At 72.5% G+C, this 15,549-nt stretch carries 13 protein-coding genes; 5 read left to right on the forward strand and 8 right to left on the reverse strand.

Going from position 1 to position 15,549, the window contains the following annotated elements:
* Positions 1–21: 21 nt before the first annotated feature.
* The 3 genes from ABZ463_RS18700 (at position 22) to ABZ463_RS18710 (ending at position 4,631) form a co-directional block, all read left to right on the forward strand.
* Positions 22–939, forward strand: a complete 918-nt coding sequence (locus ABZ463_RS18700; protein ID WP_362777367.1) for an LD-carboxypeptidase — start codon at positions 22–24, stop codon at positions 937–939.
* A 38-nt stretch (positions 940–977) separates the two neighbouring features.
* A complete protein-coding gene (locus ABZ463_RS18705) occupies positions 978–1,916 on the forward strand; it encodes a hypothetical protein (RefSeq protein WP_362777369.1) in 939 nt (312 codons plus the stop codon).
* 207 nt (positions 1,917–2,123) lie between these two features.
* Positions 2,124–4,631, forward strand: a complete 2,508-nt coding sequence (locus ABZ463_RS18710) for an Hsp70 family protein (RefSeq protein WP_352013152.1) — start codon at positions 2,124–2,126, stop codon at positions 4,629–4,631.
* 69 nt (positions 4,632–4,700) lie between these two features.
* Here ABZ463_RS18710 and ABZ463_RS18715 read toward each other — a convergent pair whose 3' ends face one another.
* Positions 4,701–6,608: a dynamin family protein gene (locus ABZ463_RS18715; protein ID WP_352013151.1), complete on the reverse strand. Its 1,908-nt coding sequence runs from the start codon at positions 6,606–6,608 to the stop codon at positions 4,701–4,703.
* Complete coding sequence (locus ABZ463_RS18720; RefSeq protein ID WP_352013150.1) at positions 6,605–8,485, reverse strand: dynamin family protein; 1,881 nt, start codon at positions 8,483–8,485, stop codon at positions 6,605–6,607. The genes ABZ463_RS18715 and ABZ463_RS18720 overlap by 4 nt, the downstream gene beginning before the upstream one ends.
* A gap of 259 nt (positions 8,486–8,744) precedes the next feature.
* Between ABZ463_RS18720 and ABZ463_RS18725 the strand changes: the two genes are divergently transcribed.
* The gene (locus ABZ463_RS18725) at positions 8,745–9,317 is read left to right on the forward strand and encodes a sigma-70 family RNA polymerase sigma factor (RefSeq protein WP_352013149.1); all 573 of its coding nucleotides are present in this window, start codon (positions 8,745–8,747) and stop codon (positions 9,315–9,317) included.
* A 5-nt stretch (positions 9,318–9,322) separates the two neighbouring features.
* On the opposite strand, the gene grpE is transcribed toward ABZ463_RS18725, so the two are convergent.
* From grpE to ABZ463_RS18745, 4 genes are all read right to left on the reverse strand, one after another.
* Positions 9,323–10,183 (reverse strand): nucleotide exchange factor GrpE, encoded by an 861-nt coding sequence (grpE, locus tag ABZ463_RS18730; RefSeq protein ID WP_362777376.1) that lies wholly within the window; start codon positions 10,181–10,183, stop codon positions 9,323–9,325.
* An 82-nt stretch (positions 10,184–10,265) separates the two neighbouring features.
* On the reverse strand, positions 10,266–10,514 hold the full coding sequence (locus ABZ463_RS18735; RefSeq protein ID WP_352013147.1) for a hypothetical protein: 249 nt from the start codon (positions 10,512–10,514) through the stop codon (positions 10,266–10,268).
* A gap of 166 nt (positions 10,515–10,680) precedes the next feature.
* On the reverse strand, positions 10,681–12,441 hold the full coding sequence (locus ABZ463_RS18740) for a glycoside hydrolase family 15 protein (protein ID WP_352013146.1): 1,761 nt from the start codon (positions 12,439–12,441) through the stop codon (positions 10,681–10,683).
* Between the two features lie 33 nt (positions 12,442–12,474).
* Positions 12,475–13,080, reverse strand: a complete 606-nt coding sequence (locus tag ABZ463_RS18745; protein ID WP_352013145.1) for a hypothetical protein — start codon at positions 13,078–13,080, stop codon at positions 12,475–12,477.
* 75 nt (positions 13,081–13,155) lie between these two features.
* Here ABZ463_RS18745 and ABZ463_RS18750 point away from each other — a divergent pair, with 75 nt between their 5' ends.
* Positions 13,156–14,589: a PLP-dependent aminotransferase family protein gene (locus ABZ463_RS18750; protein ID WP_352013144.1), complete on the forward strand. Its 1,434-nt coding sequence runs from the start codon at positions 13,156–13,158 to the stop codon at positions 14,587–14,589.
* 3 nt (positions 14,590–14,592) lie between these two features.
* Here the strand turns inward: ABZ463_RS18750 and ABZ463_RS18755 are convergent, their stop codons facing one another.
* Positions 14,593–14,838: a hypothetical protein gene (locus tag ABZ463_RS18755; protein WP_352013143.1), complete on the reverse strand. Its 246-nt coding sequence runs from the start codon at positions 14,836–14,838 to the stop codon at positions 14,593–14,595.
* Positions 14,839–14,924: 86 nt separating this feature from the next.
* Positions 14,925–15,536, reverse strand: a complete 612-nt coding sequence (locus tag ABZ463_RS18760) for a TRIC cation channel family protein (protein ID WP_352013142.1) — start codon at positions 15,534–15,536, stop codon at positions 14,925–14,927.
* Between the last annotated feature and the right edge of the window lie 13 nt (positions 15,537–15,549).

Genomic DNA, 15,549 nt, shown 5'->3' on the forward strand with positions numbered 1-15,549 from the left:
CCCGATTCTGTGCCTGATCCTGTGCGTGATCACGTGACCGTCCCGCGCAGGCTCCGCCCCGGTGACCTGGTCGCGGTCGTGGCGCCCTGCGGGCCTCCCGACCCCGAGCGCCTGGCACGCGGGGTGCGGCTGTTACGGGAGCTCGGCCTGGAGGTCGTCACCGGAGCCCACGTGCTCGACCGGGAGGGCTACCTCGCGGGGACGGACGCCGCGCGGGCGGCCGACCTGCAGGCGGCCTGGTGCGAGCCGGACGTGGCCGCGGTGTTCTGCGCCAGGGGCGGTTACGGGGCGACGAGGGTGCTCGACCTGCTCGACTGGGAGGCCATGCGGGCCGCGGGGCCGAAGACACTGGCCGGTTCGAGCGACGTCACCGCGCTGCACCGGGCCTTCGCCGTCATGCTGGGTGTCGCCTCGTGGTTCGGGCCGATGCCCGCCTGTGCGACCCTCAGTGACCCGGAGGGGCCGGAACCCCGTACGCTTGAACATCTCGCCGCTGCCCTGTTCGGCACGCCCGCGCCCGTCGAGGGAGATCGGGTGATCGTTCCGGGCCGGGTCGAGGCGCCGGTGACCGGCGGGAACCTCAGCCTGCTCGCGGCGCTGTGCGGCACGCCGTACGAGCTGCGGGCGCGGGGGAGGATCGTGTTGCTTGAGGACGTCACCGAGGCGCCCTACCGGATCGACAGGATGCTCACCCAGCTGCTCATGTCGGGGGCGCTGGACGGGGCCGCGGGTTTCGCCCTGGGCTCCTGGGAGCGTTGCGGCGATCCGTACCCGGTGCTGCGGGAGCGGCTCGCGCCGCTCGGGGTGCCGGTCATCGCGGGCCTTCCCGTGGGGCACGGCACACCACAGCTGAGTGTGCTGCTAGGGGCACTTGGTGCTATTGATGCAGAATCGTGCTCTCTGACCGGCTCAAACACCGCCCCCGTGGAGGCAGTCTAGGTGCGGACCTAGGAGGAGAGCGCAGAGGGGATGGGCGTGTGAGGCTGTTCCGGCGGCGTCGCGACCGGCAGGCCAGGAGAGCCGCGCGGCCGGTCGAGGACGTCGATCTCGACTCCCTGCTCTCCCTGGTCGCCGACACCCTCGGCTACTCTTGTGCCTTCTCCGCCGACGGCGGGACGCTGACCCTGTCGGACTCCGGCGAGCGGACGGTCAGGCACGTGGTACGGCTGGCGGGACTGCGGGCCGAGGCGCGCAGGCGCTCGCGCGAGGACTGGCCGGTGCTGGTCTCCGAGCACCTGTCCCACGTCCTGGCCACGGCCGGGGAGCCGTTCGACGCCTGCGACCTGGACCAGGTCCGCCCGCTGCTGCGCACCCGGCTCCAGCCCGCCGACGACCTGGCGGGCGCCGTCGTCGGCCGTCACCTCAGCGCCGACCTGGTCGAGGTGCTGACCGTCGGGTACGGCGAGGCCGCCAGGCCGCTCCGTCCCGAGGAGGTCGGCTGCTGGCCGGTCACCGCCGCGCAGGCGCTGGAGGAGGCCGTGGGCAACGCGGCGGGTGACGGGCGGCTGTCGGCCGACGCGATCGACCTCGGCGGCGCCACCGCGCTGCGGCTGAGCGGCGCGACCGCCGGCGCCGCCGCCCACCTGCGTCGCCTGGGTGACTACCTCCGGGTGCCGGCCGACGGGGTGCTGGTCGCGCTGCCGAGCCGTTCGGAGATGATCGTCCACCCGGTCGAGGGCATCGAGGTCGTCCGTGCGATCGAACGGCTGCGGCTGTTCGCCCAGCGCGAGTGCGACCTGCGGGCCGACGGGCTCAGCCCCCAGGTCTACTGGTGGCACGAGGGCAGGCTCACCCTCATCAGGGCCGACCTCGTCAGCCAGGACGGCCAGATCCGGCTGGTCGTGGCCCCGCCCAAGGCGTTCGCGCGGGTGCTCGCCTCCCTGGCCACCCGCCCGGAGGGCGGTCCCGGAGGCTGAGACGGCCCGGGAGGCCCCCACGGGATCACTACGGGATCACTACGGGATCACCGTGAGAGCGCGGGGAACCGTAAGATGGTGCCTTCCCGCCCCGCACTCATCCCGAGGAGCCTCCCGCGCACCCCGGCCGCCCCCGGCGTGCCCGCCACGATCGGCCGCGGCCTGTGAACGTGGGACGACCGGGTCCGCATCTACGAGGAGTGGCAAATGGCGCAGTGGTGCCTCGGCGTCGATCTCGGGACGAGTTTCTCCGCCGGGGTCATAGCCGCCGAAGGGCGCTTCGACGTCCTGGAGGTCGAGGGGGAACGGCGCATCCCCTCGGCCGTCATGCTCGACGAGCGCGGCACGCTGGTCGCGGGCCGGATCGCCCAGCGGGGCATCGCGCTCAGTCCGGAACGCGTCGAGCGCAACCCCAAGCGCTACGTCGGCCGGGGCCGGATGCTGCTCGGCGGGGTGCCGGTCGCCGTCGCCGACGCCATGGCGGCGCTGCTCGAACTGTTCGTGAGCGAGGGCAGGAGGCGTTTCGACGGAGCCCCGCCCGACTGCATCGCGCTGACCCACCCCGTCGCCTGGGGTGAGGACCGCAAGGCCGTACTGCTTGAGGCGGCCAGGCAGGTCGTGCGCGGGGTGCGGATCGTGCTCGTCGACGAGCCCGTCGCCTCGGCCCGCTACTTCGCCACCGCCAAACGGGCCGACGGCTCCCACCTGGCCGTCTACGACCTCGGCGGCGGCACGTTCGACGCGGCCGTGCTCACCGCGGACGGCAGCGACTTCAAGGTCGTCGGCGAGCCCGGCGGCAGCGACGAGATCGGCGGGGAGGTGTTCGACGAACAGATCTTCGCCTTCCTCGGGGCGCAGATCGAGCGCCTGGACGCCGACTGGTGGCAGCAGGTGACCAGCAACCCGGAACGCCGCTACGTGAGCTACGCCGCCGACCTGCTCAAGATGGCCAGGGAGGCCAAGGAGGCGCTGTCGAAGTTCGACACCTCCTCCCACTACGTGGTCGGCATCAACGAGGACGTGCACATCGCCAGGAGCGACCTGGAGGACCTCATCGGGGCCGAGATCGTCAAGACGGTCGACATCCTGGAGGAGACGATCCGCGGGGCCGGGATCACGCAGGACGAACTGGCGGCGGTGTTCATGACCGGCGGCGCCAGCCGGATGCCGCTGGTCCAGGAGGCCGTGCGCGACAGGCTCGGCGACCGGGTGCGCACCTACGACGACCCGAAGATCGTCGTCGCGTACGGCGCCGCCCAGCTCGCCTGGAAGCTCAAGGTCGAGCAGCGGGACCCCGAACAGTCCCAGAGCGTCCCGGCGGCCCGCGCCGAGCCCTCTGCGCCCGCCAAGTCCTCTGCACGCCTCGGTGTCACCGGCGGCGGGCAGGTCTTCACCGGCCCGGAGGGCGGTCACACCGGCGGCCACAAGGTCGTCCCCGGGAACGGTCCGCAGGGGGCGCAGCGGGGCGCGCAGGACGGGCCGGTCGTCCCGGGCGTGGCCAAGGTGCTCGACGGTGTGCTTGAGGCCCGCGCCGAGGCGGGCAGGGTCTTCGTCCACCAGGCCTTCGACAGCGGCCACCTGCTGCGCAGGCTCGACGGAGTCGAGGGCAGGCACGACCGTGAGCTGCGCTTCGGCAGGCTGGTCGAGTGGGACGTCTCACGTGAGGGCGTCGCCGCGGTCGAGCAGGTCGGGCCCGCGCAGACCCTGGTGCGCGTCCTCACCCCCGACCTGGCCATCCGCGGCACCCACCCGCTCCAGGTGTGGGGCAACCCGACCGTGATCGCGCACGGCCGTACCGCCTGGGTCTTCTTCCAGCCACGACAGCCGGTCCCGGTGGACAGCTCGGTCGGCCTGCCCTGGGGGGAGACGGGGCAGCTGTCGGTGGTCGAGTTCGACCTGGGCGGGGGCTTCATGTTCCAGGCGCCGCAGCCGCGCGACCTGGGGCCGTACACCCAGTGGTTCCTCAACGAGGACAACCGGTCGCGGCGGCTCGTCGACCAGGAGGGGCCCAGCGGCAACGACCCCGCGCCCTCCGTCGGAGCGCCAGGCTGCACGGTGGTGCTCGGGCAGTTCAGCAGCAACAAGCCGATGTTCCAGAACAGGCACCACGACTTCAGGCCCTGGCAGGTGCTGTGCCTGATCGACCCCGGCGGTGTCGTGCGCCCGACGGTGCGGGAGCCCGGCCGTAGCTGGCTGCACCAGGTCGTCCTGCACAACGGCAGGTGGTTCACCTCAAGCTCGGCCGGTCTTGAGGCCGACACCGCCGACGGCAGGACCAAGCTCGTCATGCCCCGCCCCAGGGCGGGCGCCCTGCGCTGGGTCCCGGCGGGCGGTCAGATCTACGCGGTCGGCGCCGACCAGGTGAGTCCCGCCAGGGGCTGGTCGGTGGGGATCTTCAACCAGCGTTCGCACACGCTGGAGTTCCTGATGGGCAAGCAGTCGGCGACCCTGGCCGGTCACCTGACCTCCCGGAACCGCTGGGAGCGGCCGAGGCTGGTCGTGGACGGCGACTCGATCTGGATGACGATGCTGGACGCCGGTCGCAGCAGGCTCGTGCACGTCACCCCCTCGGGGGCGCGGGAGGTGCACCGCACGCCGGGGTTGTTCGAGCCGGTCGTCCGGGTCCCCAGCGGCCTGCTGTGCCTGCACCGGCCGGGAGACGCCACCGGTGCCACCCGTGACCAGCCGGCGGCCCTGGTGCACCTGCCGCTGTGACGCCAGGAAGACGACCGTGCCCCCGGCGGACGTCGCCGGGGGCACGGGGCGCGAACGGGGACAGGACGGTCAGGGGGCCGATCCCAGGGCGGCGACCGCTGCGGCGAGCTCCTCACGCAGCTCGTGGCCGCGCCTGGTGAGGGCGTTGATCGCGGCGATGCGGTCCTGGCCGGACTGCCGCGACCTCTGGCGGTCGGCGGCCGAACGGGCCGAGGCGGACTTCAGCTCCGCCCGCCTGCTCTCAAGGTCCTTGCGCCTTCGCATCAGGTTGTCGTCGGCGGCCTGCTCGACGCTGACCCGCCAGGTGGCGACCATCCGCTCCAGGTCGAGGGTCATCTCCCTGGCGACGACGGAGAACTGGTCGCGCAGCGCCCCCCTGATCGCGGCCTGGTTGCGCTGCACCTTCTCCAGCGAGCGCCGCCCGAAGAAGATGGAGGCCCCGATGGCGGGGGCGACCAGGAGGAAGCCGACGGGGCCGAGCATGGCCGCGGCCAGGCCGCCGAACGAGGCGGCCATCGAGATCGAGGGCAGCACGTCCCGCACCATGTCCACGTCGACCGGCGTGTCCGCGGCCTGGTCCCCCTTGACCTGGACCTGCGACAGGTTGGGCATCGCGCGCCTGTCGGAGGTCAGCTCGACCGGGTCGAGGCCCAGGTCGCGGGCGAAGGCGTCCAGCGTGGTCCTGGCCAGGTTCTCCACGTCGTAGACGATCTGCGACCAGACGGCCTCAAGTGAGCGCTGGACGCTCTCCGGCAGCTCCGCCATGTACCTGTCGATCTGCTCCTGCTTCTTCAGCGTGGCGATCGCGTTCTCGTACGGCTGGCGGATCTCGGCCACCCGGGCGGCCACGATCCCGCCGACCTCACGCCCGAGGAAGGTGTTGGCGACGGCGCCCGCCCTGCGCTTGGCCGTCAGTTCCCCGAGGGCGGCCAGCTCCGCGTCCAGCTCGGCGAGCCGTGCGGTGACGTCCCCGGCGTCGTCGGAGCCCGCGGCGACGTCGTCCTGCGCCCCGGCCGCCAGTGAGTTCAGCGCGGAGAGCGCGGCGGCGACCACGGTCGCGCCACGCGCGGACTCCCGGCCGTCGGCGAACCCGCGCAGGTACCGCTCCAGGACGTCCATGCCGCTGCGGGCCCGCAGCGCGTCGGCCCGTTCGGTGCGTCCCTCCCGCCGTTTCGCCGCGGCGGCCTCGGCGAGCTTCGAGCTCACCGGAATCCAGGGCGCCCGCAGCAGCGGGCTCAGCGTCGCCGTCCTGCCGGGGTCGGCGGCGATCGCCTCGGTGACGAAGGTCCTCAGCCGGGCCTTGTTCTCCTCCTGCAGGCTGTGCCAGTTGGTGGAGTCCTCCACCTTGGTCAGCACGAACACGATCGCCTGGACCCGCTCGGCGGCCTCGGCGAGGAACTCCAGCTCGTGCCTGAGCACCGGCTGGTCCTGCGCGCTGAGCGTGAACAGCAGGGCGTCGGCCCGCTGGAGCATGGCCACGGTCACCTGCCTGTGCCCGACCGTCAGGCTGTCCACCCCGGGGGTGTCGAGCAGCCGCAGGCCGTCCAGCAGCGGGTTGTCCAGGGTGACGTCCACGCTGACGACGTCGCGCCGCTTGCCCGCGTCACCGCGCATGGAGGCGTAGTCGGGGATCGACTCGACGGTGATCGGGGTCTCGACGAGCCCGGTGTCGGTGTTGCGGTGCACGACGGCGGTGAGGCGGGGGCCGCGCCGCAGGGAGAGGAAGCAGTTGGTCGCGACGTCGGCGTCGACGGGCAGCAGGTCGGGGTGGCCGACCAGGGTGTTGAGCAGGCGGCTCTTACCGCGTTTCTGCGCGCCCGCGACCACGATGTCGGTGCACTCGTCCTTCCACCTGGCCGCGCTCGCGGCCAGCACCTCGGCCAGGTCCGGCCTGCCGCACCGGCCTGCCAGGCCGTGGACCTCGTTGGCGTAACGCAGCAGCCGGGCCACCGGGCCCGCCTGGTCGGGGGTCGTCAACTGACGTTCTCCTGTCGGGATCGTGCCGGTGAGGGGGTGCCGGAGGGGCCGTCCGGCCGGTCGCACCACGCCCAGACGGCCTCGTAGGCCTCGCAGAGGGTCTCAGCCGCCCTGCGCTGCCTGATGGGCAGGGGTCTGTGGGTCAGCACGCGGAACCTGGCGGCCAGCGCGGCGGCGTAGCCGGCCAGTTCGGCGCGGGGGGCCGAGGGCGGCGCGCCGAGCTGGAGCGCCAGTTCGGTCCCGGTCAGCAGCAGCTCGACGGAGCGCCGCTCGTCCGCGGGGACCATCGGGGACGAGCGCAGCGCCTCGGCCGCCGCCCGGTCCACGGAGACAGGGGGCAGCGGGCCCGCCCCCGTGGGGGTGGCCGGGCCCCGGTCCTCGGTGAGCGCCGCGCCGACGACGTCCTCAAGGACGGTCAGCACGTCCCTGGCCCGGTGCCCGCCGGTGCGGCCCTCGCTCATCATGGCCAGGGTGCGCCAGCGCATCGAGGCGGCGGTGGCCGCGGCGGCGATCTCCGGCTTCGGCGCCCCGGCGGCCAGGCCGAGCTGCTCGGCGGGGTCGTCGTGGCGGGCCATGCGCAGCAGCTCCGCCGTCATCTCCTCGTTCAGGACGAGCGTGCCCCTGCCGAGCGCCTCGGCCGCGGCGAAGATCCGCAGGCCGCCGAGCGCGGTGGCGATCGGCTTGTTCTCGTCGAGTTGGGCCGCGAGCGCGTCCAGGGTGACGCGGTCCGAGCCGAGCGCCGGGGTGCGGGCGAGGGCGCGCAGCCTGGTCAGGGCGTCGAGGGCCTTCAGGTGGTCGGCGCGGCGGGCGAAGTGGGCGATGCCCGCGGCGACCGAGCCGGTCGCGGCCTTCCCCGCGGAGGCGTATCCCGACCGTTCCAGCAGGTGCGCCGCGAGTGCCCCGGCGTCCCCGGCGACGCCCTCACGCAGCGCGCGCACCGCGGTCACGATGCCGTAGCGGTGCAGCTTCGCGACCAGGCGGTGCCGTACCTCGGCGGAGACGGGAAGGTCGGCAGCGGTGCGGAAGTCCTCCAGGTCGAGGAGGTAGTCCTCCAGGTCGTCCTCGTCCATCCGGGCCAGTTCGGACAGCGCCGCGAACTCCTCGGCGTCCGGCGGGCACGCCCGCGCGGTCTCGGCCAGCAGGCCGATCACCGGGACCACGTCGAAGACGGAGGTCCGCAGGTCCTGGTAGCCCTTGGCCGCCAGGCGGCGCGCGGTGGGCCAGGGGTCGTCCTCGTCGCCGCGCCGGTCGACCTGGCCCAGCACGGCCAGGGTGTTGACGCAGCTCATCCCGCAGGCGCCGGTGAGGCCGCGGAACTCGGCGAGGGTGGTGTCGTCGAACTTCTGGACGTAACGCAGCACGTAGATCATCGCCTGGGCGCGGTCGTCCTCGTCCCCGGAGCCGAACAGCATGCTCCTGGCGGCCTGTTCGTTGGCCGCCGTCACCGTGTTCATGCCGGGGGTGTCGACGATGGTGACCGTGCGCAGGGAGGGCTGGTCCAGCGTGACGCGAAGGCGCCTGATCCGGGCGACCTCGACCCCCAGGTCCGAGGGCAGCCGGTGGCCGGGCAGCAGCCGCGAGTGGGCGACGCCCCCGTCCTTCAGCTCGATCGTGACGAGTCCGTCGTCCTCGCCGTACTCGTACTGGGTGACGACGAAGGTGCACTCGCCCGCGTCGACCGGGGCGACGGGCAGCCCGAGCAGGGCGTTGACCAGGGTCGACTTGCCGCTGCTGACCGCGCCCGCGACCGCGACCCGCAGCGGGGCGTCGAGGCTCGCGCGCACCTGGGCGATCCGCTCGCGCAGCTCGGGCCCGGCGAGTCTGGCCGAGGTGGAGTCGCAGAGGTCGCGCAGCAGGTCGGCGGGGCCCGCCGTCACGCGTCACCGCCGGATGCGGGCCGTGGGCGGGGGGTGGGCGGGAACGTCCGCGGCACCATGGGCAGGTTCTCCTCCTGTATCGGTTTCCCGGCCCTCCCTGAGGGAGTCGACGCAGGTCGGTCAGGCCGTCTGACTCGTGATGGGACGACCGGGAATGGGGATTATCACGGTCCAATATCATGGCGGACCACCACATACCGGGCGGTCGCGGAACGTGATGTCATTGGCTGATTTTCCGCTCCCGGACGATGGGTGACCGATGACGAGCGTGTCGCTGGGCGGGGCCGTCGAGGACAGGACCGAGGACGCCGCCGATGGTGAGAGCCTGCTCGTGGCGGCGGCCCGCGGGGGTGACGAGAGGGCCTTCGCCGAGCTGTGGTCGATGGCGCGGCGCCCGGCCTTCGGCGTCTGCTACCACCTGACCGGCAACCGCGCCGACGCCCTCGACGCGCTCCAGGACACGCACCTGGCGGCCTGGCGCGGCCTGCCGGCCTTTCAGGGCAGGTCGCCCTTCAGGGCCTGGGTGCTGGCCATCGCGCGCAACGCCTCCCACTCGGTGATCAGGCGCCGTCCTCCCCGGGACGCGCTCATGGCCGAGGTCGCCGAGGAACTCCTGGTCGCCGACCCCTTCGAGGACTCGGTCGCCAGGCTGGCCGACCTGCGCAGGGCGCTGACGGGGCTGCCCGCCTCCCATCGGGAGGCGCTGCTGCTGTGGGCGGGCGGACTGACCTACGAGCAGGTCGCGCTCTCGCTCGGGGTGCCGCTGAACACGGTCCGGGCCTGGATCCACCGTGCCAGGAGGCGGCTGCAGACCGGCCTGGCCGACGGCTGAGCGCCTCACCCCACACCCTCGCCTCCGGGCGCCGGGTGACGGTAGACGGCGACCTGCGGCACGCGGATCACCCGGCCGCCGTCGGCGTACCCCCTCTTGACGGTCTCCGCCACCGTGTCGTGCAGTTCGGGCCGGTCGGTCGGCTCGGAGCCGAACGCCTCGTGCAGGCGTGGGTCGAACCGCTGCCCGTCCGGGACGATCTCCCGCACCCCGGCCCGGTTCAGACCGTCCCCCAGGGTGTCGGCCAGCCGGGGGTGGCGTTCGGCGATCTGGTCCCGGTAGCCGATGCAGGCCTCGACCAGGGTCTCCCTGCCCGGATGCCCTCCGGAGAACAGTCGCTCGACCTGCTGGGTGAGCGCCTGGCTGATCCCGCTGCCCGCCACCTCGGTGAGCGCCTCGGCCAGCGGGTCACGATCGGGTGCCCACGGGTGCGGCGGCGCCTCGGCGGCCATCGTCCCAGGGGGAGCCTGGGGGGTCAGGGGCATCTGAGGGGTCTGAGGGGCCTGGGGGGCCGTCTGCCACGGCGGCGCCGGGGACGGTGTGGCGGCGGCCGTCCGCCGGCCGCGCGACCACAGGTAGAGCCCTCCCGCGCCCGCCACGGCGACCCCGCCGCCGATCGTGAGCATCAGGGGGAGGGGGAGCGGGAACGGTCCGCCCGGCGTCCCCGTTTCGCCGGGCGTCACCCCCCGCCCCTTGCGCAGGGGCCGTACGGCCTCTTCTTGGGAGACACCCGGCTCGCCGGGCTCCGATGACGTGGCGACGGTCCGCGTCTGCCCGCCCGTCTCCCCTCCCACGAGGCCGCAGGCGGTCAGTGCCGCGCAGGCCAGCAGGAGCATCAGGGGCAGGAGCGCGCGTCGATCTTCCATCGGTTGTCTTCCTCGTCATTCGCCCGTGTGGTCCGCGACGGGATCACACGTGAGGACACACGGGCTCACGCTGCTCGTGCGGTCAGGCGGTGGGGAAGGGGCCCGAGGTCTGGGTGTAGTCGGCGACGCCGTCGCCGTCGTAGTCGACCCGGGCCTCGTCGATGTAGCCGTCACCGTCGTTGTCGAGGTAGACGACGTCGGTCACCCCGTCACCGTCGGTGTCGTAGCGCTCCTCGTTGGCGTAGCCGTCGCCGTCGGTGTCGATCAGCTGGGCGTCGGCGCTGCCGTCGCCGTCGTAGTCGACCAGGTCGGAGGTAGCGAAGTCGCTCATGTTTGTTCCTTTCGGGTGGTGTTCAACAGGTGAGAGTGACCTTGGCCGTGTTTAGTTGCACCCGAGGGGAAAAATTTTTTCACGACTTTTCTGGCCTTCCGGATCCGCCGCATTTTGGCTCGTCGGCGCCCTCCCGGGGTCCTCCCGAGGAGTACGGCGGGCGGGGTCAGCTCAGCGCGCGGGCCGTGTGGATCAGCGGGACGTGGCTGAAGGCCTGCGGGAAGTTGCCGACCATGCGGCCGTAGCGGGGGTCGTACTCCTCGGAGAGCAGGCCGACGTCGTTGCGCAGCGCCAGCAGGCGCTCGAACAGCTCGACGGCCTCCTCCTTGCGCCCGATCATCGCCAGCGCCTCGGCCAGCCAGAAGCTGCACGCCAGGAACGCGCCCTCACCCCCCGGCAGGCCGTCCACGTCGTTGTCCTCGTCCAGCGGATAACGCAGCACGAAGCCGTCGACCATCAGCTCACGCTGGATCGCCTCGACGGTGCCGACCACCCTGGGGTCCTCGGGGGGCAGGAAACCCACCATGGGGATCAGCAGCAGGGAGGCGTCGAGCTCCGCCGAGCCGTACGACTGGGTGAAGGTGCCGCGCGCGGAGTCGAACGCCTTGTGGCACACCTCGGCGTGGATCCGGTCGCGCAGTTCCCGCCAGCGCGCCACCGGCCCCGTCCTGCCGAACTCCTCGACCTGCTTGACGGCCCGGTCGAGGGCGACCCAGCACATCACCTTGGAGTGGGTGAAGTGCCTGCGCGGCCCCCTGACCTCCCACAGTCCCTCGTCGGGCTCGTCCCAGTGGGCCTCCACGTATCCGAGCAGCTCGCGCTGGATGGTCCACGCCCGGTCGTCGGGCTCCATGCCCGAGGCGCGCGACAGGTACAGGGCGTTCATCACCTCGCCGTACACGTCGAGCTGGAGCTGGGTGACGGCGTCGTTGCCGATCCTGACGGGGCGGGAGGCCTCGTAGCCGGGCAGCCAGGACAGTTCGAGCTCGGTCAGCCTGCGCTCTCCGGTCACGCTGTACATGATCTGCAGGTCCTGGGCGCGGCCCGCGATGGCCCGCAGCAGCCACGCCCGCCAGGAGCGGGCCTCCTCCAGGTAGCCCGCGCCGATGAGGGCCTCAAGCGTCATGGTCGCGTCGCGCAGCCAGCAGTAGCGGTAGTCCCAGTTGCGGACCCCGCCGAGGTCCTCGGGCAGCGAGGTGGTCGGGGCGGCGACGATGCCGCCGGTGGGGGCGTAGGTGAGCGCCTTGAGCGTGATGAGCGAGCGGACCACGGCGTCCCGCCACGGACCCTGGTAGGCGCACTGGCCGAGCCACTCCTCCCACAGCTGCTCGGTCTGCGTGAGCTGCTCGAAGGGGTCGATCTCGACGGGCCTGGCCTCGTGGGAGGGGTGCCAGGTGAAGACGAAGGCCAGGCGTTCGCCCTCGGCGACCTGGAACCTCGCCTTGTGGGCGTAGTCGCCGCCCTGCAGCGGGATCGGGGAGTGCAGCCACACCGAGTCGGGGCCGCCCACGGCCTGCAGCAGCCCGTCGGTACGGCGCACCCAGGGCACGATGCGGCCGTAGTCGAAGCGGACGCGGATCTCGGTGGCCATCTCGACCGTGCCGGAGACACCCTCGACGATCCTGACCAGGTCGGGGTTGACGTGCCTGGTCGGCATGAAGTCCGTGACGCGGACCGTGCCGCCCGGGGTGTCCCACTCGCTCTCCAGCACCAGGGAGTCGCCCTTGTAACGGCGCCTGGTGGCGTCGGGCCGCCGGGCGCCGGCGGGACCGAGCCACCACTGCCCGTGGTGCTTGTCGCCGAGCAGTGCCGCGAAGCACGCGGGCGAGTCGAACTTGGGCAGGCAGAGCCAGTCGATGGAGCCGTTGCGGCCGACCAGTGCCGCCGACTGCATGTCGCCTATGAGGGCGTAGTCCTCGATCCGCATGTGCTCGACGCTAACGCCTCCGCGGCGTCCCGATCAGTCCTTGGGGCGCATCAGCGGCATGAAGAACTGGCTCAGCGGGCCGATCGCCAGGGCGAAGACCACGGTTCCCAGGCCCACGGTCCCGCCGAGCAGCCAGCCGACGGCCAGCACCGTCACCTCGATGAGGGTCCTGGCCGAACGGATGGACATGCCCAGGCGGTTGAGGCCGGTCATCAGGCCGTCGCGCGGTCCGGGGCCCAGGCCCGCGCCGATGTAGAGCCCGGTGGCCGCGCCGGTCGCGACGACGCCGAGCACCAGGTAGACCCACCGCAGGGCCAGCGGTCCCGGCTCGGGGGCCAGCCACATCGCGGCGTCGGCGAACAGCCCGAGGAACAGGACGTTGCTGAGGGTGCCGATGCCGGGCCGCTGCCTGAGGGGGATCCACAGCAGCATCACCGCCGCGCCGACCACGATGATCCAGGTGCCGATGGACAGGCCGAGATGGATGGACAGGCCCTGGTGGAAGACGTCCCACGGGCTGCCGCCGAGCCGTGACTCGATCTGCAGGCCGATGCCGACGCCGTAGAGCGCCAGTCCGGCGTACAGGCGCAGGAGGCGGCCGGGGAACGACCCGAGGGTGGGAAGTGTTGCCTCGCTCATAATGGCACTTATCGTCCATGCCATTACTGCCATCCAAAAGGGCCAATCACGAAAAGTGGCCTTATAGTGGGGTGGGTGGACCGCTATCTGAGTGGCGTCCAGCTCGCTCGCCTCCTGGCGATCGACCCCGGCGCCAAGCCGTACTACCGGACCCTGGCCGCGACCGTGCGGTCGCTGATCCTCGACGGGCGGCTGCCCGTGCGGGTACGGGTCCCGGCGGAGCGGCACCTCGCCGAGGCGCTGGGCGTCAGCCGTACGACCGTGACCTCCGCCTACGACCGGCTGCGCGAGCAGGGATACCTGGAGAGCAGGCAGGGGGCGGGGAGCTGGACGGCGCTGCCGGACGCGGGCTCGCTCGGCGCGGAGAACCCCTGGATCGCCGCAGAGGACGACGGGCTGCTGCCGCTGCACTGCGCGGCGCCGTCGGCGGCCAGGACACTGCCCGCCGCGATCGCCGCCGCGGGGGAGGGCTATCCGCGCTACACCCTGGGCATGGGCTACGACCCGGTCGGGATCGCGCCGCTGCGCCAGGCCGTCGCCGCCCGGTACTGCGCGCGGGGGCTGGCCACCAGGCCGGAGCAGATCCTCATCACCGCGGGCGCCCAGCACGGCCTCCACCTGCTGGCCATGGCGCTGCTCGCGCCGGGCGACCCGTTCCTACTCGATTCGCCGACCTATCCGCACGCCATCGATCTGGCCAGGGCGCGGGGCGCCAGGATCGTCCCGGTCGGCATCCCCGACGACGGCTGGCACCTGGACCTGCTCACCAGCGCGATGCGCCAGTCAGGGGCCCGCCTGGCCTACGTCATCCCCGACTTCCACAACCCCACCGGCCACCTGATGGACGACGCCACCCGGGCCGGGCTGGTGAGCGCGGCCAGGAGGCACGACACCACGCTGATCGTGGACGAGACCTGGAGCGAGCTGGACATCGACGAGGTGCCCAGGACCGCCCCGCTGGCCGCCTTCGACACCGACGGCAGGGTGATCAGCCTGGGATCGGCCTCCAAGCTGTGGTGGGGCGGCCTGCGCATCGGCTGGATCCGCACGGGCGCCGCCATGGTGCGCCGCCTGGCCGCCCTGCGCGCCTCGGTCGACATCGCGAGCTCCCTGTTCGAGCAGCTCGTCGTGGCCAGGCTCTTCGAGGACATCGAGGAGACCAGGGCCGAACGCCGCCGCAGCCTCGGCGCGTCACGGGCCGCCCTGACGACCGCGCTGGCCGAGCACATGCCGGACTGGGACTACACCGTGCCCAGGGGCGGCGGCTCGCTGTGGATCAGGCTGCCCGACCACTCGGGCAGCCTGCTGGCCGAGGCCGCCGCCTGCCAGGGCGTACGGCTGGCCCCCGGCACCTGGTTCGGCGTCGACGGCACGCTCGAAGGCAGGCTCAGGCTTCCCTTCACCCAGTCCCCGCAGGTCGTCACCGAGGGAGTGGCCCGCATCGCGGAGGCCAGGATCAGGGGCCCGTACGGCGCCCGCCCGGCTCCGCCGCTCACCCCCGCCCTGTGATCGTCAGGCGGCCTCCGCCGCCTCTCCGGCCTCCTGCAGGAGGCCGGAGCGATGCTGCTCGGAGAGCAGGTGACCGGCCCCGACGACGATCGCGACGGGCCAGTCGATGACCTCAAGGGCGCCGAGCACCCCCAGCACCGCGTAGAAGGCCAGCCGTTCGGGTGGCGGCACCGCCACCGTCCCGACCAGCGGCAGACTGACGGTGCAGGGCCGTCGCCCGTGGCCCGCGGTCTTCTTCCCCTTGGCCATGGTGGCCTCCCGTGAGTTGGACGCCTACCGCCGCGATGCCCGGGCCGTACGCCGTGTAACGCGACTTGACCAGGGTTTTCACCGGGCTACTCCGGTGCGACCCCCCTGGCGAGCGGGGCGCGCCAGCGCAGCCGCATCGCGGCGATGCGCAGCCCGAACCCGAGTACGGCGGCGGCCAGCGTGGCGGGCCAGCCGTGCAGGTCCAGGATGTAGAGCACGGCCATCACCGCCGAGCAGAACAGGGCGGGCACCGCGTAGAGCTGGCGGTCGTAGAGCAGGATGGGGATCTGCCCGGACAGGACGTCGCGCAGCACGCCGCCGCCGACACCGGTGGTGACCCCGAGCAGTGTCGCGTGCAGCGGGCTCAGGCCGTAGCTCAGTGCCTTCTCAGTGCCCACCACGGAGAACAGGCCGAGGCCCGCCGCGTCGAACACGTTGACGGCGGGCATCACCCGCTCCACGTGCGGGTGCCAGAAGAACACGATGGCCGTCGCGATCACCGGGGCGAGCACGTATCCGGTGCTGGAGAAGGCAGCGGGCCGGACGTTGAGGATCAGGTCACGCAGGATGCCGCCGCCGAGCGCGGTCATCTCCGCCAGTACGGCCATGCCGACCACGTCCAGTCGCCTGCGGACGCCCACGAGTGCGCCTGAGAGAGCGAAGACGAAGATTCCGACGAGGTCAAGCCATTGGTTCACTGATAAATCATCC

The sequence above is a fragment of the Streptosporangium sp. NPDC020145 genome, from assembly GCF_040631275.1.
GTDB lineage: Bacteria > Actinomycetota > Actinomycetes > Streptosporangiales > Streptosporangiaceae > Streptosporangium.

Bases quoted from the DNA above. Each gene is read 5' to 3' on its own strand.
- ABZ463_RS18735 (WP_352013147.1), bottom strand. From the start codon at position 10,514: ATGAGCGACTTCGCTACCTCCGACCTGGTCGACTACGACGGCGACGGC.
- ABZ463_RS18745 (WP_352013145.1), bottom strand. From the start codon at position 13,080: ATGAGCGAGGCAACACTTCCCACCCTCGGGTCGTTCCCCGGCCGCCTC.
- ABZ463_RS18710 (WP_352013152.1), top strand. From the start codon at position 2,124: ATGGCGCAGTGGTGCCTCGGCGTCGATCTCGGGACGAGTTTCTCCGCC.
- ABZ463_RS18740 (WP_352013146.1), bottom strand. From the start codon at position 12,441: ATGCGGATCGAGGACTACGCCCTCATAGGCGACATGCAGTCGGCGGCA.
- grpE (WP_362777376.1), bottom strand. From the start codon at position 10,183: ATGGAAGATCGACGCGCGCTCCTGCCCCTGATGCTCCTGCTGGCCTGC.
- ABZ463_RS18725 (WP_352013149.1), top strand. From the start codon at position 8,745: ATGACGAGCGTGTCGCTGGGCGGGGCCGTCGAGGACAGGACCGAGGAC.
- ABZ463_RS18755 (WP_352013143.1), bottom strand. From the start codon at position 14,838: ATGGCCAAGGGGAAGAAGACCGCGGGCCACGGGCGACGGCCCTGCACC.